This is a genomic window from Cellulosimicrobium sp. TH-20 (assembly GCF_002105775.1).
GTDB lineage: Bacteria > Actinomycetota > Actinomycetes > Actinomycetales > Cellulomonadaceae > Cellulosimicrobium > Cellulosimicrobium funkei.
This window is the reverse complement of the sequence record NZ_CP020857.1, coordinates 491,591-512,324: the sequence shown is the minus strand read 5'-3', so window position 1 is coordinate 512,324 and position 20,734 is coordinate 491,591. Positions and strand designations below refer to the sequence as shown.

Annotated in this window: 16 protein-coding genes; 6 read left to right on the top strand and 10 right to left on the bottom strand. The window is 76.6% G+C overall.

Annotated elements, in window-relative coordinates; all coding sequences use genetic code 11:
* Positions 1-103 precede the first annotated feature (103 nt).
* The 3 genes from B8281_RS02270 to B8281_RS02260 all read right to left on the bottom strand — a co-directional run bounded on the left by B8281_RS02270 (position 104) and on the right by B8281_RS02260 (position 3,693).
* On the bottom strand, positions 104-2,749 hold the full coding sequence (locus B8281_RS02270) for a cation-translocating P-type ATPase (protein WP_085386780.1): 2,646 nt from the start codon (positions 2,747-2,749) through the stop codon (positions 104-106).
* Between the two features lie 206 nt (positions 2,750-2,955).
* Positions 2,956-3,330, bottom strand: a complete 375-nt coding sequence (locus tag B8281_RS02265) for a heavy-metal-associated domain-containing protein (protein ID WP_021483343.1) — start codon at positions 3,328-3,330, stop codon at positions 2,956-2,958.
* 24 nt (positions 3,331-3,354) lie between these two features.
* Positions 3,355-3,693 carry a metal-sensitive transcriptional regulator gene (locus B8281_RS02260; RefSeq protein WP_021483344.1) on the bottom strand — a complete coding sequence of 113 codons (339 nt, stop codon included), beginning with the start codon at positions 3,691-3,693 and terminating at the stop codon, positions 3,355-3,357.
* A gap of 247 nt (positions 3,694-3,940) precedes the next feature.
* Here B8281_RS02260 and B8281_RS02255 point away from each other — a divergent pair, with 247 nt between their 5' ends.
* The 3 genes from B8281_RS02255 (at position 3,941) to B8281_RS02245 (ending at position 6,365) form a co-directional block, all read left to right on the top strand.
* Positions 3,941-4,423, top strand: a complete 483-nt coding sequence (locus B8281_RS02255; protein ID WP_021483345.1) for a hypothetical protein — start codon at positions 3,941-3,943, stop codon at positions 4,421-4,423.
* Between the two features lie 84 nt (positions 4,424-4,507).
* Positions 4,508-5,605 (top strand): DUF2330 domain-containing protein, encoded by a 1,098-nt coding sequence (locus B8281_RS02250; protein WP_085386779.1) that lies wholly within the window; start codon positions 4,508-4,510, stop codon positions 5,603-5,605.
* Positions 5,606-5,762: 157 nt separating this feature from the next.
* Positions 5,763-6,365, top strand: a complete 603-nt coding sequence (locus B8281_RS02245) for an HdeD family acid-resistance protein (protein WP_085386778.1) — start codon at positions 5,763-5,765, stop codon at positions 6,363-6,365.
* 89 nt (positions 6,366-6,454) lie between these two features.
* On the opposite strand, the gene hemL is transcribed toward B8281_RS02245, so the two are convergent.
* The 6 genes from hemL to hemE all read right to left on the bottom strand — a co-directional run bounded on the left by hemL (position 6,455) and on the right by hemE (position 13,744).
* Positions 6,455-7,870 (bottom strand): glutamate-1-semialdehyde 2,1-aminomutase, encoded by a 1,416-nt coding sequence (hemL, locus tag B8281_RS02240; RefSeq protein WP_085386777.1) that lies wholly within the window; start codon positions 7,868-7,870, stop codon positions 6,455-6,457.
* Complete coding sequence (gene hemB, locus B8281_RS02235; RefSeq protein WP_085386776.1) at positions 7,867-8,901, bottom strand: porphobilinogen synthase; 1,035 nt, start codon at positions 8,899-8,901, stop codon at positions 7,867-7,869. Before hemB ends, hemL begins: the two co-directional genes overlap by 4 nt.
* The gene (locus tag B8281_RS02230) at positions 8,898-9,836 is read right to left on the bottom strand and encodes a uroporphyrinogen-III synthase (protein ID WP_198163120.1); all 939 of its coding nucleotides are present in this window, start codon (positions 9,834-9,836) and stop codon (positions 8,898-8,900) included. The genes hemB and B8281_RS02230 overlap by 4 nt, the downstream gene beginning before the upstream one ends.
* Before the next feature lie 134 nt (positions 9,837-9,970).
* Positions 9,971-11,098: a hydroxymethylbilane synthase gene (gene hemC, locus B8281_RS02225; protein ID WP_085386774.1), complete on the bottom strand. Its 1,128-nt coding sequence runs from the start codon at positions 11,096-11,098 to the stop codon at positions 9,971-9,973.
* A gap of 148 nt (positions 11,099-11,246) precedes the next feature.
* The gene (locus B8281_RS02220) at positions 11,247-12,719 is read right to left on the bottom strand and encodes an NAD(P)/FAD-dependent oxidoreductase (protein WP_085386773.1); all 1,473 of its coding nucleotides are present in this window, start codon (positions 12,717-12,719) and stop codon (positions 11,247-11,249) included.
* Complete coding sequence (gene hemE, locus B8281_RS02215) at positions 12,716-13,744, bottom strand: uroporphyrinogen decarboxylase (RefSeq protein ID WP_369824960.1); 1,029 nt, start codon at positions 13,742-13,744, stop codon at positions 12,716-12,718. Before hemE ends, B8281_RS02220 begins: the two co-directional genes overlap by 4 nt.
* A gap of 176 nt (positions 13,745-13,920) precedes the next feature.
* On the opposite strand from hemE, the gene B8281_RS02210 reads away from it, so the two are divergent.
* The 3 genes from B8281_RS02210 (at position 13,921) to B8281_RS02200 (ending at position 19,231) form a co-directional block, all read left to right on the top strand.
* On the top strand, positions 13,921-15,294 hold the full coding sequence (locus B8281_RS02210) for a glutamyl-tRNA reductase (RefSeq protein WP_085386771.1): 1,374 nt from the start codon (positions 13,921-13,923) through the stop codon (positions 15,292-15,294).
* Positions 15,295-15,494: 200 nt separating this feature from the next.
* Positions 15,495-18,197, top strand: coding sequence for a GH92 family glycosyl hydrolase (locus B8281_RS02205; RefSeq protein ID WP_085386770.1), 2,703 nt, complete (start codon positions 15,495-15,497; stop codon positions 18,195-18,197).
* Between the two features lie 98 nt (positions 18,198-18,295).
* On the top strand, positions 18,296-19,231 hold the full coding sequence (locus tag B8281_RS02200) for a Ppx/GppA phosphatase family protein (protein ID WP_232322643.1): 936 nt from the start codon (positions 18,296-18,298) through the stop codon (positions 19,229-19,231).
* A 15-nt stretch (positions 19,232-19,246) separates the two neighbouring features.
* Here the strand turns inward: B8281_RS02200 and B8281_RS02195 are convergent, their stop codons facing one another.
* On the bottom strand, positions 19,247-20,614 hold the full coding sequence (locus B8281_RS02195; protein ID WP_085386769.1) for a CoA transferase: 1,368 nt from the start codon (positions 20,612-20,614) through the stop codon (positions 19,247-19,249).
* Positions 20,615-20,734: the final 120 nt, after the last annotated feature.

Genomic DNA, 20,734 nt, shown 5'->3' with positions numbered 1-20,734 from the left:
CCCCCACCCCTCCCGCCGAGCACGGGATCAGCGACCGGATCCGAGCGGTTCCGGTCGCCGTCCCCGTGCTCGGCGGTGTCGGTTCCGGGGCGGGTGCCGGGCGTCAGGCAGCGCGGCGGAGACGGAGGGAGTTGCCGACGACGAGCACCGAGCTCGCGGCCATCGCCGCGCCCGCGATCATCGGGTTGAGCAGGCCGGCCGCCGCGAGCGGGATCGCCGCCACGTTGTACGCGAAGGCCCAGAAGAGGTTCTGCTGGATGACGCGCAGCGTGCGGCGCGACAGCCGGATCGCGGTCGCCGCGCTGCGCAGGTCGCCGCGGACGAGCGTGAGGTCGCTCGCCTCGATCGCGACGTCGGTGCCGGTCCCCATCGCGAGCCCGAGGTCGGCCGTCGCGAGCGCGGCGGCGTCGTTCACGCCGTCCCCGACCATCGCGACGACGCGCCCCTCGCGCTGGAGCCGGGCCACGACGTCGACCTTCTCGTCGGGGAGGACGCGCGCGACGACGTCCGTCTCCCCGATGCCGACGGCGCGCGCCGCCTCGAGGGCCGCGCCCTCGCCGTCGCCCGTGAGCAGGTAGGGCCGCAGGCCGAGCTCCCGGAGCTCGCGCACGGCCTCGGCCGACGTGGGCTTCACCGGGTCGCGCAGCACGAGCACGGCGCGCGCCCGGCCGTCCCACGCGACGACGACGGCGCTCGCCCCCGACGCCTCGGCCGCCGCGAACGCGTCGTCGAGGGCCGGCTCCGGGGTCACTCCCTCGCGCGCGAGCCACGCGGGCTGTCCGACGAGCACCCGGCGCGCGGTGAGCCCCGCCCCGTCGGCGCCCAGCGAGAGACCCGAGTGCGCGGTCCGGACGACGGCCTCGACCCCGCCGCCCGGGGCGCTGCGGAAGTCGAACGCCTGCAGCGAGCCCACCGCGACGCCGTCGGCCCCGACCCGGGGGCCGTCGTCCGGCGCCGGGGCGCCCGCGGGCAGGTCGCGCGCGGCCGCGGTGATCGCGCGGGCGATCGGGTGCTCGCTCAGGGCCTCGACCGCGCCCGCGTGCCGCAGGGCGTCGCGCGCGTCCGCGGCCGTCGGGTCGGCGGCCACGAGCCGGTCGAGCGGCGCGCGGCCCGACGGCGTGACGACCGCCTCGAGCGCCATCGCGCCCTGGGTGACCGTGCCCGTCTTGTCGAGCACCACCGTGTCGACGCGGCGCGTCGACTCGAGGATCTCCGGGCCCTTGATGAGGACGCCGAGCTGCGCGCCCCGGCCCGTGCCGACGAGCAGGGCCGTCGGCGTCGCGAGCCCCAGCGCGCACGGGCACGCGATGATGAGGACCGCGACCGCGGCGGTGAACGCGAGCTGCGTCCCGGCGCCCGCGAGGAGCCACGCGGCCAGGGTCCCCACCGCGAGCACGAGCACGACCGGCACGAACACCGCGGAGATGCGGTCCGCGAGCCGCTGCACCGGTGCCTTGCCCGTCTGGGCCTGCGTGACGAGGCGGCCGATCTGCGCGAGCGTCGTCTCCTCGCCCACGCGCGTCGCCCGCACCAGGAGCGCGCCCGCCGCGTTCACCGTCGCGCCGGTCACGGCGTCGCCGGGGCCGACGTCGACCGGCACCGGCTCGCCCGTGAGCAGCGACGTGTCGACCGCGCTCGACCCCTCGAGCACGACGCCGTCCGTCGCGACCTTGTCGCCCGGCCGCACGAGGAACACGTCGCCCACCGCGAGGTCGGCGACGGGCACGCGCTCGGTGACGCGCGCGCCGTCGGGCCCGGTGCGCGGGGTGCCGTCGGGGGCGAGCAGGATGCGCTCCGCGTCCTTCGCGCCCAGCGCGAGCAGCGACCGCAGCGCGTCGCCCGCGCGCCGCTTCGAGCGGTGCTCGGCGTACCGGCCCGCGAGCAGGAACGTCGTCACGACGGCCGCGACCTCGAAGTAGAGCTCGGGAGCGGCGCCCGCGTGGCCGCGCGACGGGACGAGCGTCGGCTCCATGCGCATCCCGAGCTCGCCCGCGCCGCCCAGCAGCAGCGCCCACAGCGACCAGAGCGTCGCGGCGACCACGCCGAGCGACACGAGCGTGTCCATCGTCGACGCGCCGTGCCGGGCCGCGCGGAACGCCGCCGCGTGGAACGGCCACGCGGCCCACGTGACGACGGGCAGCGAGAGCGCCGCGACGACCCACTGCCAGCCGGTGAACTGCAGCGCCGGGACCATCGACAGCGCGACGACCGGCACGGTGAGCACCGCCGCGACGCGCAGGCGCTGCGCCAGCACGACGCCCCGGTCGGTCGGGGCGGCGCCGTCGTCGGGTGCGGCGGTGCCGCGGTCAGGCCCGGCGGCGCGGGCAGGCCCGGTGGCGGGGGCCGGCTCGGTGGCGGGGTCGTCGGCGGGGGTGCGCGGGCCCGCCTCCGGGTCCTCCGGCCGCGCCGCCGCCTCGGCGGTCGTCTCGCCCTGGTCCGCCGGGGGAGCGCCCTGCTCGGTCGCGGCGGCTGCGCGGCGGGTCGTGACGCGGGCCGTGTAGCCGGCCTTCTCGACGGCCTCGACGAGGTCGGCGTCGGTGACGTCGGCCGCGAGGACGACGTGCGCGGTCTCCAGCGGGAGGTTGACCGTCGCCGTGACGCCCTCGACGCGGTTGAGGCGCTTCTCGACGCGCGCGACGCACGACGCGCACGTCATGCCGCCGATCGCGAGGTCGACCTCGGCGACGGGCCGGGCCTCCGCGGCTCCGCCGGGTGCGGCGGTCGACGTGGGCGCGGGCTGTGCGGTCATCGGTGGGGCTCCTCGACGGGGTGCGGGGCGAGGTCGCCGCGGTCGTCCGGCGTGGTGGCCGTCGCGGCGGGCGCGGCGCTGCTGGTGCGCGCGGGGGTCGGGGTCGCGGTGGCGACCGGGACCCGGGGTGCCCGACGACGGTCGCGGCCTCGTGCGGTCGAGGCGCGTCCCGCCGTCGGGCACCGGGAGGTGCGGACCGGGGACGGTCAGGCGCGGGGCGGGACCTGGAGGTCGTACGTCTTCGTCGCGGGGGCGGCGTCGGCGGCAGGCTCGGTGCCGCAGCCGCACGCGCAGTCGTGCGCCTCCTGCTTGTCGGCCGCCTGCTCGGCGTACTGGGCGGCGAGCGCGTCCTGCTGGACCTCGACCGACGCGACCTCGTACCCGGCCTCGTCGACGGCCTCGCGCAGCGCGGCCTCGTCGAGCGGGTCGTCGGAGAAGACCGTGACCTCGGACGTGCTGCCGACGCGGAGCTCGACGCTCACGTTCTCGACGCCGGCGACGGCCTCGAGGTCCTTCGTGACGTGGGCGACGCAGTTGCCGCAGGTCATGCCGGTGACGCCCAGGGTCGTGACGGTGCTCATGGTGCTCCTCGGGTGGTGGGGTGGTCAGCTGCGGACGAGGCGGGCGATGGCGTCGGCGGCCTCCTTGACCTTGGCCGCGCCCTCCGCCTCGGACTGGCGGGCCGCGTCCACGACGCAGTGGCCCAGGTGGTCCTCGACGAGGCCGATGCTCACGGCCTGGAGCGCCTTGGTGACGGCGGAGACCTGCGTGAGGATGTCGATGCAGTAGACGTCCTCGTCGATCATGCGGGCGATGCCGCGCACCTGGCCCTCGATGCGGCGCATGCGCTTGAGGTACGCCTCCTTGTCGGACGCGTAGCCGTGCGGACCGGTGTGGACCGCCTGCTCCTGCTCGACGGCCGTCGCCTCGGTCGTGTCGGTCATGCTCTCCTCCTCGTCCAGGACGCGGTAGCGCGCCCGCCGCGCGGGTGGTGCGGCGGTGATACCCCGTCAGGGTACGCCCCATCATACCCCCGTGAGGTATCCGTCGGGAGGGTCGACGATCCCCTTCGAGCCCATGACACGTGTCATGCCCGTCGGGTGAGGACTCCACCCCGTCCGGTGACGGGCCGCACTGCCGCAGGCGCCGTGCCGCCGCGAGGCTGGAGGCATCACCAACGAGAGGCGCACCATGACCGACATCGTCACCGGGCTCCAGGACCTCACGCAGGGCCTGCCGCCCTTCCTGCGCTGGGTCGGGGTCCTGCTCGCCGGCGCGATCCCCTACGTCGAGGCCGAGGGCGCGGCGGTCCTCGGGGTCGTGGCGGGCGTCAACCCGTTCGTCGCCATCCCGGTCGCGATCGTCGGCAACGCGATCGCGCTCGCCCTGGTCGTCTGGGTCATCGGCGCCGCGCGCAGCGGGATCACGCGCGGACGGACCGTCGAGACCACGCCCAAGCGCCAGCGGATGCGGCAGGTGTTCGACCGCTACGGCGTGCCCGGCGTCAGCCTCCTCGGGCCGCTGCTCCTGCCGAGCCACGTCACCGCCGCGGCGATGGTCGGGTTCGGGGCCCCGCGCGCCCGCGTCTTCACGTGGGGCGTCGTGGCCGTCGCCGCCTGGGCCCTGGTGCTGGGCGTCGTCGTGCACCTCGGGGTGAGCGCCGCCGTCGGCTGACGGCCGGTCACGACGCCGTCACGACGGCATCACGATTCGGCACCCGCCGCGCGGTGCCCCGGGCACGCACCTACCCTCCCAAGCATGGGCAGGGGAGCCGGAGCACGACGCGCGCTGCGCGTGGCGGTGGTGTCGGTCGCGCTCGCGGGGACGGGCGTCGTCGCGGCGCCACCCGCGGGCGCGTGCGCGTGCGGCGGCCTCGTCGACGGGCCCGCGTACGACACGGCGGTCTCCCACGAGACCGCGGTCCTCCAGTGGGACGGGACCACCGAGACGATGCTCGTCGAGCTCTCCACGCTGTCGAACGCGCCCGAGGTCGGCCTGCTGCTGCCCACGCCCGCACCCGCCGAGGTCGCGCTCGCCGACCCGCAGGTGTTCCGCGAGCTCGACGAGCTCACCCGGCCGCGCGCCGTCGTCTCCGACACCCGGTGGTGGCCCGAGCTCGGTTTCGGGAGCGGCGCGGACGCCGTGGCGGGCGCGGGCGTCACGGTGCTCGACGAGGTCCGCCTCGGGCCGCTCGACGTCACGACGCTCGGCGCGACCGACACGGGCGCGCTCGACGCCTGGCTCACCGAGCGCGGGTTCCAGCTCCCCGAGACGATCCGGACGGCCCTCGCCCCCTACGTCGGCGAGGGCTGGTCGTTCGTCGCGGCCCGGCTCGCGCCCGAGGAGGCCGCCGCGTTCGACGGCACGCTCCAGCCGCTCCGGGTCACGTTCCCGAGCGGCTCGCTCGTCTACCCCATGCGCATGTCGGCCGTCGCGGAGGACACCCAGAGCACGCGCACGTACGTCCTGGCCGACCACCGCGTCGACCGCGTCGACCCGACCGCCGAGGCGCACGAGCCGACCGTGCGCTTCGCCGGCCGCCTCGACCCGGCGGACGTCGCGTCGGAGGAGCTCGCGGCGCTGCTCGCCGCCGGCGGCTTCGTCACGGCCCACGAGCAGGTGTTCACCGAGCCGGCGACGCAGATCGTCTCCGACTTCTCCTTCGCCCCCGCCGCCGCGGACGTCGCCTTCACCCCGACGTACGCCGTGGTCGCCGAGAAGCGGATCGGGCCATTCTTCGCCGGGCCCGTCCTCGCGTTCGCCGGCGTGCTCGCGCTCGCGGCGCTCGTCGTCTGGCGAGGCCGACGACGCCGCGCGCCCTCGCCCGCCCTCGCGCCGCACCCCGCGCGCGCCTGAGCGACGCGACCCCCCGCTGCCCGGGTCACCCCGTACGGGCGAGACGCGCGGTTCGCCGCGACACGCGGCACCGCCGGGTGTTCCATGGAGGCGAAGCGGGAGGCGCCCGGGCCCAGGCCGTCGGGAGCCGGCCCGTCACCTCGGCAGGGGAGTGACCATGACGATCCAGGACCCGATCCTCACCGCCTTCTCGCGCACCGCGAAGCAGGTCTGGTACTGGCCGGTGATCCGCGGCGTGCTCGCCATCCTCTTCGGCATCATCGCGCTCGCGTGGCCGGACAAGACGGCGGCCGTCGTCATCTGGGTGATCGGCATCTTCGCCGTCGTCGACGGCATCGTCGAGATCGTCGAGGGCATCCGGCGCCGCGGCACGGGCAGCGGCACCGCGCTGCTCGTGACGATGGGCGTCCTGAGCCTCGCGGTCGGCGTCGTGCTGCTCGTCTGGCCGGGCAAGACCGCGATCGTGCTCACCTGGATCGTCGGGTTCTGGGCCGTGGTCTACGGCCTGTTCCAGACGGTCGCGAGCCTCGACCTGCGCAAGGTGCCCGGGAGCGGGTGGGGCTGGGGCGTCGTCGCCGGCCTGCTCGGCATCGTCTTCGGTCTGCTCGTGCTGTTCAACGTCAACGCCGGCCTGGTGTCCATCGTGTGGCTGCTCGCGCTCTTCGCGATCGTCTGGGGCGTCATGCTCATCGCGTTCGGCGTCCAGATCCGCTCGCTCGGCCGACAGGCCGGACGCGCGGCAGCACCCGGCACGTACTGACCCCCGCCGACCACGGGGTTGCTGTCGTTCTGAGCGTCAGGACGACAGCAACCCCGTGCTCGGCGGGTGGGATGCTCCGGCCGGACGCGTCAGGCGGGGCGGGCCTCCGCGGCCGCGCGGGCGGCGGCGGGGAACGCGTCGAGGATGCGGGCGACGGCGGTGTCGTCGTGGGCGGCCGAGACGAACCACGCCTCGAACACCGACGGCGGCAGGCTGACCCCGGCGTCGAGCATCGCGTGGAAGAACGCGCGGTACCGGAACGTCTCCTGCGCCTGGGCCTGCGCGTAGTCGCGAACCCCTGCGGTCGCGGCGAGCTCGCCGAACATCACGGAGAAGAGCGAGCCCGCGCGCTGCACGCGGTGCGGCACGCCCGCGGCGTCGAGCGCGGAGCTCACCGCCGCCGACAGCACGCCCGCGACCTCGTCCACGCGCGCGTACACGGTCTCGTCGGCGAGCCGCAGCGTCGCGAGGCCCGCCGCGACCGCGACGGGGTTCCCCGAGAGCGTGCCCGCCTGGTAGACGGGGCCGAGCGGCGCGAGCTGGTCCATCACGCTCGCCGGTCCGCCGACCGCGGCGACGGGCATCCCGCCGCCCACGACCTTGCCGAAGGTGAACAGGTCGGGCGTGTAGCCGTCCGCGCCCTGGCCGCGCAGCACCGCGTTCTCGAGGCCCCACCAACCGCTCGGCCCGACGCGGAAGCCCGTGAGCACCTCGTCGAGGACGAGCAGCGCGCCGTGCGCCGCCGTGATGCGGCGCAGGCCCTCGTTGAAGCCCTCCGCGGGCGGGACGACGCCCATGTTCGCGGGCGACGCCTCGGTGATGACGGCCGCGATCTCGGAGCCGCGCTCCGCGAACGCCGCCTCGACGGCCGCGAGGTCGTTGTACGGGAGCACGAGCGTCTCGGCCGCCGTCGCCTCGGTGACCCCGGCCGAGCCGGGCAGGGCGAGCGTCGCGACGCCGGACCCCGCCTCGGCGAGCAGCGCGTCCACGTGCCCGTGGTAGCAGCCGGCGAACTTCACGACGACGTCGCGCCCGGTCACGCCGCGCGCGAGGCGGATCGCGGTCATCGTGGCCTCCGTGCCCGTGGACACGAGGCGCACGCGCTCCGCGGCGGGCACCCGGCGGCGGATCTCCTCCCCGAGCTCGACCTCGCCGAGCGTCGGTGCGCCGAACGACAGCCCGCGGGCCGCCGCCTCCTGGACCGCGGCGACGACGTCGGGGTGCGCGTGCCCGAGCAGGGCCGGGCCCCACGAGCACACGAGGTCGACGTACTCGCGGCCCGCGACGTCGGTCACGTACGGGCCGCGCGCCGAGGCGAGGAACCGCGGGTCGCCGCCCACGGACCCGTAGGCGCGCACGGGCGAGCTGACGCCGCCCGGGAGCACGCCCTGCGCGCGCACGAACGCGGCGTGGTTGTCCGCCCCGCCCGCGCCCGGCGCGCCGAACAGCGCGGCGTCCTGCGCCTGCACGGCCTCCGCCGTCCCGAAACCGCCCGTGTCCGTCATGCCCGCGTCCTTCCGTCGTTCTCGTCCAGCCAGCCCGCGAGCTCCGTCGCCCAGTAGGTGAGGATCACGTCCGCGCCGGCGCGCTTGATGCCGAGCACCGACTCCGTGACGGCGGCGCGCCGGTCGATCCAGCCGTTCGCCGCGGCCGCCTCGATCATCGCGTACTCGCCCGACACCTGGTACGCCGCGACGGGCACCGCCGACATCTCCGCGACCGCCGCGAGCACGTCGAGGTACGACCCGGCGGGCTTCACCATGACCATGTCCGCACCCTCGGCGAGGTCGAGGTCGGCCTCGCGCAGGCCCTCCCGGGCGTTGCTCGCGTCCATCTGGTAGGTGCGGCGGTCGCCCTGGAGCGCCGAGTCCACGGCCTCCCGGAACGGCCCGTAGAACGCGCTCGCGTACTTCGCGGAGTACGCGAGGATGCCCACGTCGTCGAACCCGGCGGCGTCGAGCGCCTCGCGGATCACGGCGACCTGGCCGTCCATCATGCCCGACGGCGCGACGACGTCCGCGCCCGCCCGCGCCTGCGCGACGGCCATCGAGGCGTAGCGGTCGAGCGTCGCGTCGTTGTCGACGACGACGCCCCCGTCCCGGCCCTCGGCCAGCACGCCGCAGTGCCCGTGGTCGGTGAACTCGTCGAGGCACGTGTCCGCCATGACGACCGGCCCGCCGTTCGTGTGCTCGCGCGCCGCCTCGACCGCGACCCGGATGCCGCGCTGCAGGATGCCGTCCTCGGCGTCCGCCTGGGTGCCGGTCGCGTCGCGCTCGGCCGGGATGCCGAAGAGCATGACGCCGCCGACCCCGGCGCGCGCGGCGTCGCGCACGGCGTCCGCGAGCGTCGCCTCGGTGTGCTGCACGACGCCCGGCATCGACGAGATGGGGCGCGGCGCGTCGAGGCCCTCCTTGACGAACAGGGGGAGCACGAGGTCGGACGCGTGCACGCGCGTCTCGCTGACGAGCCGTCGCACGCGCGGGCTCGTGCGCAGGCGGCGCGGCCGGTGGTGCCCGACGGGGAGCTGGTGGGTCACGAGGGGTCTCCTTCGGGAGTCGGGTCGACGCCGGTCGTGCCGGCGGCCGGGGGAGCGGCCGGGTCGTCGGGCAGGGCGGCGGAGCCGGCGGTGGTGCGGGTGGCGGCGAGCGCGCCGACGAGCGCGGCGGCCAGCGCGGCGTCGGTCGGGCGCTCCGCGACGGCATCGAGCCGCAGCCCGACGTCGCGCGCGGCCCGGGCGGTCGGGTCGCCGATCGCGACGCCCACGACGTCGTCGCGCGGGCCGAGCTGCCGCGCGACCTCGCGCGCGACGCTCCCCGAGGTGAGCACGACGGCGTCCACCGCGCCCGCGCGCCACGCCGCGACGACGTCCGGCGCGAGCGTGTGCGTGACGGTGCGGTAGACGGTGACGACGTGCGGGACGTACCCGAGGTCGTGCAGGCCGTCGTGCATCGTCGGCGCGGCGAGGTCCCCCTGCGGCAGCAGGACCACACCTCTACCTCGCGAGGTAGAGCCCTGGTCCGCCGAGGTAGAGCCGTGGTCCGACGGGGGGAGGGTCGCGAACGCGGCGACGAGGCCGCGGGCGGAATTCTCGTCGGGCTCGAGCTCGACGGTGACGCCGACCGCCTCCAGGGCGCGGCGCGTCGCGGGCCCGACGGCGGCCCAGCGGGCCCGGCGCCCGGCGTCGCCGAGGTCGACGCCCTGGCGGGCGGCGCTCGCGACGAGCTCGTCGATCGCGTTGACGCTCGTCACGACGACCCACGCGAAGTCGCCGTGGACCAGGCGGGCGAGGGCGCCGTCGACGGGCGCCGTGTCCTCGACGGGCGCGCGCTCGATCGCCGGGCTGACGAGGACGTGGGCGCCCGCGTCGCGGAGCGTCGCCGCGAGGCCCGCGGCGCGCTCGGGCGCGCGCGGGACCAGGACGGTCCGACCGGCGAGCGCGTCGGCCCGGCGGGCTGCGTCCAGGTCGTCCACGGGATCCCCAGCGTCCACGGGGTTCCCAGCGTCCACCGAGTCCCCAGGGTCCACCGCGTCCGCCGTGCCGCGCGCCGGGAGCGGGGGCACCACGGGCGCGGGTCCCCGCGACGGGTCCCGCAGCGGTCCGGGGCTCATTCCGCCGCGCCGCGGTAGCCGCCGTCGCGGAGCTGCTCGCGGGCAGCCTCCACGGCGCGGTCGGTCGCCGGCGCCTCCGCGGCCGGGGCGTCGAGGACAGGGGTGCCCGCCCCGGTCTCGCGCAGCGGCGCGAGGCGCGCGGCGCCGTCGGCGAGGAGCGCGTCGGCGACGCGGGCACCCAGCCCGCGCGCGACGTCGTCCCGGGCGGTCGCGGCGGCCGCGAGCGACCCGGTGCTCGGGGGGAGCGCGGCGCGCGCGGAGTGCGTGAGCTGCTCGGCGCCGTCGACCCGCGCGACGACGGCCGTCAGCGCCACGTCGCCGTCCTCCACGACGGCGTGCGCGCCGACGGGGGCTGCGCACCCGGCCTCGAGCCGGCCGAGGAGCGCGCGCTCGGCGAGCACGGCGAGGCGCGTGGGCTCGTGGTCGAGGTCGTGCAGGGCGCGGGCGAGGACCGGGTCGTCGAGCGACGACGTGCGCACCTCGACGGCGAGCGCGCCCTGCCCGGCGGCGGGCGCCATGATCGCGGTGTCGATCACCTCGGACACGGCCTCGAGCCGGCCGAGGCGGGCGAGCCCCGCGTACGCGAGCACGACGGCGTCGAGGTCGGCCTCCTCGCCGAGCGCCCGGGCGAGGCGCGTGTCGACGTTGCCGCGGATGTCGACGACGTCGAGGTCGGGCCGGACGGACCGGAGCTGCGCGGCGCGCCGCGGCGACCCGGTGCCGACGCGGGCGCCGCGCCGGAGCGTCGTGATGGTCAGGCCGTCGCGCGCGCACAGGACGTCGCGCGGGTTCTCGCGCTCGGGCGTGACGACGGTGAGCCCCGGTGCGGGCTCGGTCGGGAGGTCCTTGAGGGAGTGCACCGCGACGTCGCACCGGCCGTCGAGCAGCGCCTCGCGGAGCGCGGTCACGAAGACGCCCGTCCCGCCCATCTGGGCGAGCGATCCGGTGAGCACGTCACCGTCGGTGCGGATGCGCACGATCTCGACGTCGCGGCCGGTCAGCTCTTCGAGGCGGCGGGCGACGTGGCCGGTCTGGGTCGTCGCGAGGGCGCTGCCGCGCGTGCCCACGCGGAGGGGCGTCGTACCTGCAGGACTCACGGAACCAGTCTCTCCCCACTTCGGCATTCCACGAAAATGTGCACGTCACAGCGCGGGAATGATGCGGGGAGTGACGTGGTCCTGACGCCCGGTCAGGAAGTTGCGGACAATGTGTCAGGTCATTTCGCGGGGAATTCTCGGGACTATTCCGGCGCGCAATCCGGTGAGGATTCCCTCACCCCGCGGCCGCGAGGCTGCGGGCACATTCCTGTGCGTGGCCGACGATCGACGCGAGCCCCGTCCCGGCGATCCAGCCGCCGGTCACGGCCAGCCCGGGCACGGCGTCCACGCGCGCGACGAACGCCGCGACCTCGCGCCGGAACGCGGGCGTGGGCGGGGGCAGCGCGCCGTTCCACCGCGTGACGACGTGGCCGAGGACGCGCCCGTGCAGGTCGACGCCGAAGAGGCGCGACGCGTCCACGACGACGCGGTCGAGGTCCGGCTCCGTCGTCGCGCCGATGCGCCCGTAGCTCAGGCGCACCACGTGGTGCCCCGGCCCGGCGGCGGCGCGGACGCGGTCGCGCAGCCAGGGCCACTTGGCGGTCGAGTGCGTGAGCGCCTTGGCCTCGACGTCCGACGGCGGCGCCGCGCGCCCGGCGTCGCGGTGCGGCGGGGCGACGAGCAGGCCGGTCCCGCGCGGGGCGTCGTCGAGCTCGGGCGCGCGCAGCAGGAGCGTCACGAGCCGCACGTCCGCGCCGGGCTCCGGGTCCGGCAGGAGGTCGGCCGCCGTCCCGACGAGCGGGCCGAGCGCGTCGACGAGCGCCGGGGTCGTCACGACGAGGCGCGGCGCGGCGAGGTCGACCGGACCGCTCGGGGTCTCGGCGCGCACGAGCCAGGTTCCGGGGCCGCCGTCCGGGGCCGCGGTGCGCGAGATCCCCGTGACCTCGTGGCGCAGCCGGACGTCGGTCCCCGCGACGAGCCCCTCGACGAGCCGGTGCATCCCGCCGTCGATGCCGCGCACGGCCGACCCGGCGGGGGCGAGGGCGCGCATCGACGCGACGGCGCGCGCGAGCGACCCCTCGCGCTCGAACGCCTCGCGCAGCCCGGGCGCGACCGCCGCGACGTCCAGCCGGTCGAGCGGGGCGGAGTGCACGCCGGAGGCGACCGGCGCGACGAGCCGCTCGGTCACGCGCGCCCCCATGCGGGACCGCGTGAACGTCTCGAGCGTCCGCAGGTCGGTGAACCTGCGGGGCAGCACCCGGTCGAGGCTCGCGCGCAGCGACCCGCCGAGGCCGACGGCGCGGCGCACGTCGCGCGACCACGGGTCCGCGGGGATGCCGAGGACGCCCGCGCGCGGCAGGGGGTAGGCGTGCCCGGCGGCGTAGCCCCACGCGCCCGCGCCCGACGGCTCGACGACGTCCAGCCCCAGCTCGTGCACGAGGTCGCCGACGGCCGTACCGCGGGCCGCGAACGACTCGGCCCCGAGGTCGACGCGCACGCCGTCGAGGCCGGGCAGCTCCCCGCCGCGGACCGGCCCGCCGGGCACCTCGGCGGCGTCCAGCACGACGACGCGCAGCCCCTGCGCGCGCAGGGTCCGCGCGGCGGTGAGCCCGGCGACGCCCGCGCCGACGACGACCGCGTCCGCGGTCTCGACTCCCTCCGGTGCGGGGGGTGCGGGCGGACGGGGCGTCGTCGGCTCGGTGCTCACCGTCGGGTCGCCTCCTCGGTGGCGGCGTCGGGAGCGTCGTCCGCGAGCGCGTGGACGAGCGCGACGACGCGCGTCAGCACGTCGGGGTCGGTGTCCGGCGGGACGCCGTGGCCGAGGTTGACCACGTGCCCCGGGGCCGTGCGTCCGCGGCGCACGACGTCCCGGACGTGCGCCTCGAGCACGTCCCACGGCGCGGCGAGCAACGCGGGGTCGATGTTGCCCTGCACCGGCACGGGGGCGTGGCCCTCGGCGAGGAGCCGGGCGGCGTCGTCGAGCGGCGTGCGGTAGTCGACGCCCACGGCGACGTCCTGCACCCCGGCCGCGGTGACGGCGTCGCGCATGGCGGGGAGCAGGTGCCCCGTGCCCGTGCCGAAGTGGACGACGGGCACGCCGAGGTCCGCGACGTGGGTGAGCGCGCGCGTGCTCGCCGGGGCGGCGCCGGCCGCGTAGTCCGCGAGCGAGAGCGAGCCGGCCCACGAGTCGAAGAGCTGCGCCGCGCTCGCGCCCGCCTCGACCTGCGTCCGCAGGAACGTGCCGGTGAGGTCGGCCGCCCAGTCGACGAGGCGCTGCCACGTCTCCGGGTCGCCGCGCAGCAGGGCGCGCGCCGCGAGGTGGTCGCGCGACGGCCGACCCTCCACGAGGTAGGCAGCGAGGGTGAACGGCGCCCCGGCGAACCCGATGAGGGGCGTCGTGCCCAGCGCGTCGACGGTCAGCGCGACGGCCTCGCGGATCGGGGCGAGCGCGTCCTCGGTGAGCTCGCTCTCCACGAGCCGGGCGACGTCGTCGGGCGTGCGGTACGCCTGGCCCATGACGGGGCCGACGCCCGGCGCGATCTCCACCTCGACGCCTGCGAGCCGCAGCGGGACCACGATGTCCGAGAAGAAGATGCCCGCGTCCACGCGGTGCCGGCGCACCGGCTGGAGCGTGATCTCGGACGCGAGGTCGGGGCGCAGGCACGAGTCGAGCATGCTCACGCCCTCGCGCGCGGCGCGGTACTCCGGCAGCGAGCGGCCCGCCTGGCGCATGAACCACACGGGTGTGATTTCTGGGCGCTTTCCGGTCGTGCCCGCGCGCAGGGCCTGCACGAGCGGGGAACGGTCCGTGCGGCCGTCGGTCAGGGGATGGCCCGGGGAAAGGGCGACAGGAATCACAGCTACCGATTCTGCCTCTCTCCCGGGGGAATGATTAAATCGGAGGCACTGTGGCTCTTCTCTCCCTCACGGCCAGCCACCACGAGCTGGACCTCGACGCCCTGGAACGACTCTCCACCGGGGCCCACTCGATCGGCGGCTCCGCGGTCGCGGCGTGCGACGTGATCACCGGTGCGGTCGTCCTCGCGACGTGCAACCGGTTCGAGCTGTACCTCGACGTGGACGCCCCCCTCGACGGCACCGGCGTGCAGCACGCGACCGAGCACGTCGCGCGCATGGTCGCCGAGGCGTCGGGCGTGGAGGTGGCGGAGGCGCTCGCGTCGTTCCGCACGCGCGCCGGGACCGAGGTCGCCGAGCACCTGTTCGCCGTCGCGTCGGGCCTGGACTCGATGGTCGTGGGAGAGCGCGAGATCGCCGGCCAGGTGAAGCGGGCGCTGGAGACCGCGCACGCCGACGGCGTGACGTCCTCGACGCTCGAGCTCCTCTTCCAGACGGCGTCGCGCACCTCCAAGAAGGTCAGCACGCACACGACGCTCGGCGGGGCCGGTCGCTCCGTCGTCGCGCTCGGGCTCGACCTCGCCGCCGCCGAGCTGCCGCCGTGGCCGCAGGTCCGCGCCGTCCTCATCGGCACCGGGTCGTACGCGGGCGCGAGCCTCGCCGCGCTGCGGGCGCTCGGGTGCGACGACGTGCGGGTCTACTCGCAGTCCGGCCGCGCCGAGGAGTTCGCCGCCGCGCGCGGCGTGGAGGCCGTGACGGACCTCGTCGCGGCGCTCGAGGACGCGGACCTCGTGGTGTCGTGCAGCGGCGCGCGCGGTCGGGCGCTCGCGGCGGACGCCGCGCGCCCGGGCTCCGAGCGGCGCGAGCAGGCGATCGAGCACGTGCTCGACGCGGCCGCGGTAGTGCGGGCGCGCGAGCGGGCCGCGGTGCGGGCGGGCGACGAGCCCGTCGCGCGCCCGACGGTCGTGCTCGACCTCGCGCTGCACCGCGACGTCGACCCGCGCGTGGCCGACGTCGAGGGCGTGCTCCTGTACGACCTCGCGACGCTCGCGGCGCACTCGCCGTCGATCGCGTCCGAGCTCGTGACGCAGGCCCGCACGATCGTCGACGAGGCGACGCGGGCGTTCGAGGAGACGCGCCTCGGGCGGGCGGCGGACACGGCGGTCGTCGCCCTGCTGGCCGACGCCGAGCGGCGCGTCGCGCTCGAGGTGGCCGACGTCGTCGCGCTGCGCGAGGCGGACGGCGACCCGGTCGAGCCGGACGAGGCCGACGAGATCGCGCGCGGCGTGCGGCGCCGCGTGCACGCCGACCTGCACCGCGCGATCGTCGCGGCCCGCGCGGAGGCCGTCGCCGCGGCGCAGGCCGAGGAGCGCGCGGTCGTCGCGGACGCCCAGGCGCTCGTCCACGAGGCCGCCGGCGTGCGCTGACCCTCCGTCCGCTCGACGGACCCGCTGCCTCGGGCATCCGATTGACAGCGCAGTCATACCCGGGAGAGGGTGGCCGACGGACGCCCGTCGTCGACCAGGAGCACCGTCGCCCCGCCACGAGCGGCCCGGGCGGCGACTGACCGACGGCCCCGAGGCGCCCCGGGCGACGACGCCCGGTCGCACGTCGAAGAGGACATGGCATGAGACGACCACGACTCGCCCTGCTCGCCGCGGGGCTCGCGCTCGCCGTCGCGCCGGGCACGCTGCTGCCCGCCGCCGCGGGCGCCGCCCCCGCCGACGAGGGCACCGTCACCGCCGCCGCGCGCGACGACCTCACGCTCGAGGTCAACCCGTTCGTCGGCACCGAGAGCGAGGGCAACGCCTACCCCGGCGCGACCGTGCCGTTCGGCATGGTCCAGCTCAGCCCGGACAACACGAACTCCTACGCCTCGACGTCGTACAGCACGAACGCCGGGCGCGTGTGGGGCTTCAGCCACCGGCACGTGAACAGCGCGGGCTGCCCCGCGGCGGGCGAGCTGCTCGTCACGCCGGACACGAGCGCCACCCCGCGCACGTCGCGCTCCTTCATCGCCATCAAGGACCAGAAGAGCACCGAGCGCGCGTCGGCCGGGTTCTACGAGGTGACCCTCGCGAACGACGTGCATGCCGAGCTCACCGCGACCACGCGCGTCGGCGCGCACCGCTACACGTTCCCCGCCTCGACGACGTCGCACCTGTCGTTCAACGTGGGCCAGACCCTGCGCGACGCCGGCGCGAGCTCCGTGACGTGGGTCGACGACCGCACGCTCGAGGGCTGGGTCGACAACGGCGGCTTCTGCGGCGGCACGCCGGACAAGCAGCGGTACTTCTTCAGCGCGACGTTCGACCGCCCGGTCGCGTCGAGCGGCACGTGGGGCACCGACGCGCGCTACGTCGCGGGCTCCACGACGAGCGAGGTCGCGGGCGGCAACAACGGCGCCGTCGCGGTGTTCGACACCACGACCGACCGCGACGTCGAGGTGAGCGTGGGCGTGTCCTTCGTGAGCGTCGACGGCGCGCGCGCCAACCGCGCGGCCGAGGCCACCGACGAGGGCGGGCAGGTCGCGTTCGACACCGTGCGTGAGGAGGCCCGCGACGCGTGGAACGCGGAGCTGGGCCGTGCCGCGATCGACGCGTCGCCCGACCAGCGCCGGATCCTCTACACCCAGCTCTACAAGACGCTGCTGTCCCCGACGATCGGCAGCGACGTCGACGGCCGGTACCGCGGCATGGACCTCGAGGTCCACCAGGCCGACGGCTGGGACTACTACCAGAACTTCTCGCTCTGGGACACGTACCGCACGCAGGCGACGCTGCACGCCCTCCTGCTGCCCGAGCGCGCGCAGGACATCGTGCGCTCGATGTACCAGCACCGCGTCGAGGGCGGCTGGCTGCCGCGCTGGTCCCTCGGTGCACTGGAGACCAACATCATGGCGGGCGACCCCGTCACGCCGTGGCTCGCGGAGAACTTCGCGCTCGGCACCGTCCCCGACGACATCGCGGAGGAGCTGTGGGACTACCTCGTCGAGAACGCCACGACGACCCCGCCGGACGACGTCGCGTCCGTCGGGCGGCGCAGCACCGAGTTCTACGCCGAGCACGGCCACGTGCCGTTCTACCCCGAGAACGAGGGCGGCCTCGGCGGCCAGTTCGAGGAGTACCGCCACGGCGGCTCGGCGACGCTCGAGCTCGCGCTCGCCGACGCGAGCCTCGGCGCTGCGGCCGAGCGCACGGGTCGCGAGGGCGGCCAGGCGTTCCTCGACAAGGGTCGCAACTGGCGCAACCTCTGGAACCCGGACGTCGAGCTCTCGGGTGGCTTCCAGGGCATGGTCAACGCGAAGCGCCCGACGGGCGAGTTCGTCACGCTGCCCGAGCTGACGGACGTCACGCGCTCCGGCTTCCACGAGGGCGTGCCGTGGCAGTACCAGTGGATGGTGCCGCAGGACGTCACGGGCCTCCAGGAGGTCATGGGCGGCGAGGACGGCTTCGTCGAGCGTCTCGACTACTACTTCGACCAGCCGGCGCTCGCCGCGAACCCCGGCGTCTCGCCGAGCACGTGGGCCAAGGGCGGCAGCTCGTACTACACGACCATCCGCTACAACCCGGGCAACGAGCCGACGATCATGAACGCGTGGCTCTACGGCTACGTGGGCCAGCCGTGGAAGACGAACGACGTCCTCGCCGCGAACCTCAACCGCTTCCCGGACACCCCGGGCGGCGGCGTCGGGAACGACGACCTCGGCACGCTTGCCGCCTGGTACGTCATGGCGTCGCTCGGGTTCGAGCCCGTCATGCCGGGCTCGGGGATCCTCGCGCTCAACGCGCCGAAGGTGCAGGCCGCGACGCTCACGACCGACGCCGGGGCGACGCTGCGCATCGACGCGGCGGGCGCGAACGAGAAGCTCCCGAGCTACGTCGCCGGCCTGGAGGTCGACGGCGTCGCGCACACCGCCGCGTGGCTCGACGTCGCGGCGCTGCAGGACGGCGGCACGCTCGACTTCGACCTGTCCGGCACGAGCGCGGGCCTCACGTGGGGCACCGGCGCGGCCGACCGCATCCCGTCGGTCTCCGCCGTCGCCCCGCCCGCGCCGGTCGAGGTCGAGGCGAGCGCGCGCTGCCTCGGCGGCCGGGCGTTCGTCGCGGTCCGCGCGACCAGCACGGCCGACGCGCCGGTGGACGTGACTCTCACGACGCCGTTCGGCGAGCGGACGGTCCGGCACGTGCAGCCGGGCAGGAGCGCCTACCAGTCGTTCACGACGCGCACGACGTCCGTCGAGGCCGGGACGGCGACCGTCACGGTCGTCGCCGCGGACGGCACGACGTCGACGGTCGACGCGGCGTACGAGGCGCTGGCCTGCGGCTGACCGCCGCGTCACCACGGGTGCGCGCCGCGCACCGGACGAGGGCCGTCGTCGGGCAGGACGCCCGACGACGGCCCTCGCCGCGCCGCTAGGCTCGCCGCGTGAGCAGCACCACGCGCCTGGGCGTCCTCGACATCGGCTCGAACACCGTGCACCTCGCCGTCGTCGACGCCGCCTACGCGGCGCGTCCCGTGCAGGCCGCGGGGGCGCGCACGGTCGTGCGCATCATGCGCTACCTCCGGCCCGACGGGTCGCTGTCCCCGGAGGGCGTCGCGGCGATGCTCGCCGCCGTCGACGACGCGATGGCGCTCGCGCGCGAGTCGGCCGTCGACGAGATGCTGCCCATGGCGACGTCGGCGCTGCGGGAGGCGACCAACGGGCCCGAGGTGCTCGCGGCGATCGGCGAGCGCGTCGGGCAGCCGGTCCACGTGCTCTCCGGCGAGGACGAGTCGCGCCTGACGTTCCTCGCCGCGCGCCGCTGGCACGGCTGGGCCGCGGGCCGGCTGCTCGTCCTCGACATCGGCGGCGGGTCGCTCGAGATCGCGTCGGGCGTCGACGAGGAGCCCGACCTCGCCGTGTCCCTCCCGCTCGGCGCGGGCCGCATGACCATGGCCTTCCTGCCCGACGACCCGCCCGCGCCCGAGCACGTCGAGGCGCTGCGCGAGCACGTGCGCGCGACGCTCGCGCCCGCCGTCGCGCGGTTCGCCCGGCTCCCGCGCCCGGACCACGTCGTCGCGACGTCCAAGACGTTCCGCTCGCTCGCGCGGCTCGCGGGCATGCAGACCGAGGCGGTCGGCCCCGACGACCGGTGGCGGATGCGCCGCGCGCAGCTCGCGGACTGGGTGCCGCGGCTCGCGCGCATCACGGCAGAGGGCCGCACCGCGCTGCCGGGCATCACGCCGGAGCGCACGTTCCAGATCGTCGCGGGCGGGGTGGTCGCGGTCGAGACGATGCGCGCGCTCGGCGTGGACGAGGTCGAGATCTGCCCGTGGGCGCTGCGCGAGGGCGCGATCCTGCGTCGCCTCGACCACGCCTGACGTCGGGCTTCCCGCTCAGCCGTCGGCTCCGGACGCGCCGCGCGGGGTCGTCCACCGCGGCGCGTCCGCGCCCCACGGCCGGGCCGGCGCCGGGTAGTCGTCGACGGGCTCGCCCGCGAGGCGGTCGAGCGCGGGCCGGGTCGTCGTCGCCTCGACGTCCCGGCCGTCGAGGCGCACCCGGTGCCCGACGACGCACCGCGCCCCCGGCGTCCGCGGCGGCCCGTGCGCGGGGTCGCGCCCGGGGGCGACGAGCAGCGCGTGCGCGGTGCGGGCGAGCGCGCCGTCGACGTCGCGCCCACGCCCGTCGGCCGCGCGGTCGGCGAGGGCGTCCACGACGGCCGCGGCCAGGAGGTAGCCCGTCGCGTGGTCGAGCGCCTGGGCGGGCAGGGCGCCGGGCGCGGCAGTCGAGGCGTCGCCCACGGTCCCGTCCCGCGTGCCCTCCACGAGCGCGATCCCGCTGGCCGCCTGCACGATCGAGTCGAAGCCGCGGCGCGGGGCCCACGGGCCGTCGTCGCCCCACGCGCTGACGCGCGCGTGCACCGCGCCGCCCGGCAGGCGCAGGCCGAACGCCTCGACCGCGCCCGGGCGGTAGCCCGTCACGAGGACGTCGGCGGCGTCGAGCAGCTCCTGGGCCCGGGCGCGGCCGTCGGGGGTCGCGAGGTCGAGCAGCGCGGACCGCTTGCCCTGCCCCGTGTCGAGGTGCTGGACCTCGATCTCGGGCAGGCCCGGCGGGTCGACGCGCAGGACGTCCGCGCCGAGCAGCGCGAGCGTCCGGGTCGCGACGGGCCCGGCGATGACGCGGGTGAGATCCAGGACCCGGAGGCCGGCGAGCGGCCGGGGCCCGACGGCGAGCGGGCGCGGGGGAGCGGCGTCGTCGCGCACCGCGGTCCGCACGCCAGGGCCCGACGCCGCGGCCCGGCCCGGCGCGGACGCGCGCCACTCGTCCGCGGAGCGCACGCGCACGGCGATCGCGCCGACCGAGGCCGCGAGGTCCTCGACCTCCTGCGCCGACCGCGCGGCGAGCGCCGTCGCGACGTCGTCCCGGGACGGGTGGTCCGCGACCGCGGCGGGCAGGTCGAGGAGCGCGAGCAGCCGCGCGCGGTGGTGCGGGTAGTTCGCGTGCGTGCGGACCCAGCCGTCCGCCGTGCGGAAGAAGCCGGACAGCGGCGCGAACCCGTCCACCGGAGCGCCGTCGAACCGCAGCAGCCGGTCGCTCGCGAACGCCGCCGCGACGCGCTCGGGGTCCGGGGCCGGTCCGGGGTCGAACCGGCCCGCCCGCGCCGCGGCGTCGCGCACGGCCGCGACCGACGCGAGCGCGAGGCCGAGCACGGGCAGTGTCGCAGCGAGGAGGTCGTCTTCCGCGCGTTCCGTCCCGACGGTCATGGCACGACGGTACGCCCCGCCTCGTCGAGCCCTCGGCGCTGTTGGACAGTCGTCCATCTGGCGGTCCCCGCGGACTGGCCTTACCGTTCCTGAGGCGTGTCAACCCGACACGCCGGGTAT

What these genes read in the sequence shown, in the direction of transcription:
- B8281_RS02270 (WP_085386780.1), bottom strand. Translation starts at nt 2,749, where the DNA reads ATGACCGCACAGCCCGCGCCCACGTCGACCGCCGCACCCGGCGGAGCC.
- B8281_RS02265 (WP_021483343.1), bottom strand. Translation starts at nt 3,330, where the DNA reads ATGAGCACCGTCACGACCCTGGGCGTCACCGGCATGACCTGCGGCAAC.
- B8281_RS02260 (WP_021483344.1), bottom strand. Translation starts at nt 3,693, where the DNA reads ATGACCGACACGACCGAGGCGACGGCCGTCGAGCAGGAGCAGGCGGTC.
- B8281_RS02255 (WP_021483345.1), top strand. Translation starts at nt 3,941, where the DNA reads ATGACCGACATCGTCACCGGGCTCCAGGACCTCACGCAGGGCCTGCCG.
- B8281_RS02250 (WP_085386779.1), top strand. Translation starts at nt 4,508, where the DNA reads ATGGGCAGGGGAGCCGGAGCACGACGCGCGCTGCGCGTGGCGGTGGTG.
- B8281_RS02245 (WP_085386778.1), top strand. Translation starts at nt 5,763, where the DNA reads ATGACGATCCAGGACCCGATCCTCACCGCCTTCTCGCGCACCGCGAAG.
- hemL (WP_085386777.1), bottom strand. Translation starts at nt 7,870, where the DNA reads ATGACGGACACGGGCGGTTTCGGGACGGCGGAGGCCGTGCAGGCGCAG.
- hemC (WP_085386774.1), bottom strand. Translation starts at nt 11,098, where the DNA reads ATGCCGAAGTGGGGAGAGACTGGTTCCGTGAGTCCTGCAGGTACGACG.
- hemE (WP_369824960.1), bottom strand. Translation starts at nt 13,744, where the DNA reads ATGCGCCAGGCGGGCCGCTCGCTGCCGGAGTACCGCGCCGCGCGCGAG.
- B8281_RS02205 (WP_085386770.1), top strand. Translation starts at nt 15,495, where the DNA reads ATGAGACGACCACGACTCGCCCTGCTCGCCGCGGGGCTCGCGCTCGCC.
- B8281_RS02195 (WP_085386769.1), bottom strand. Translation starts at nt 20,614, where the DNA reads ATGACCGTCGGGACGGAACGCGCGGAAGACGACCTCCTCGCTGCGACA.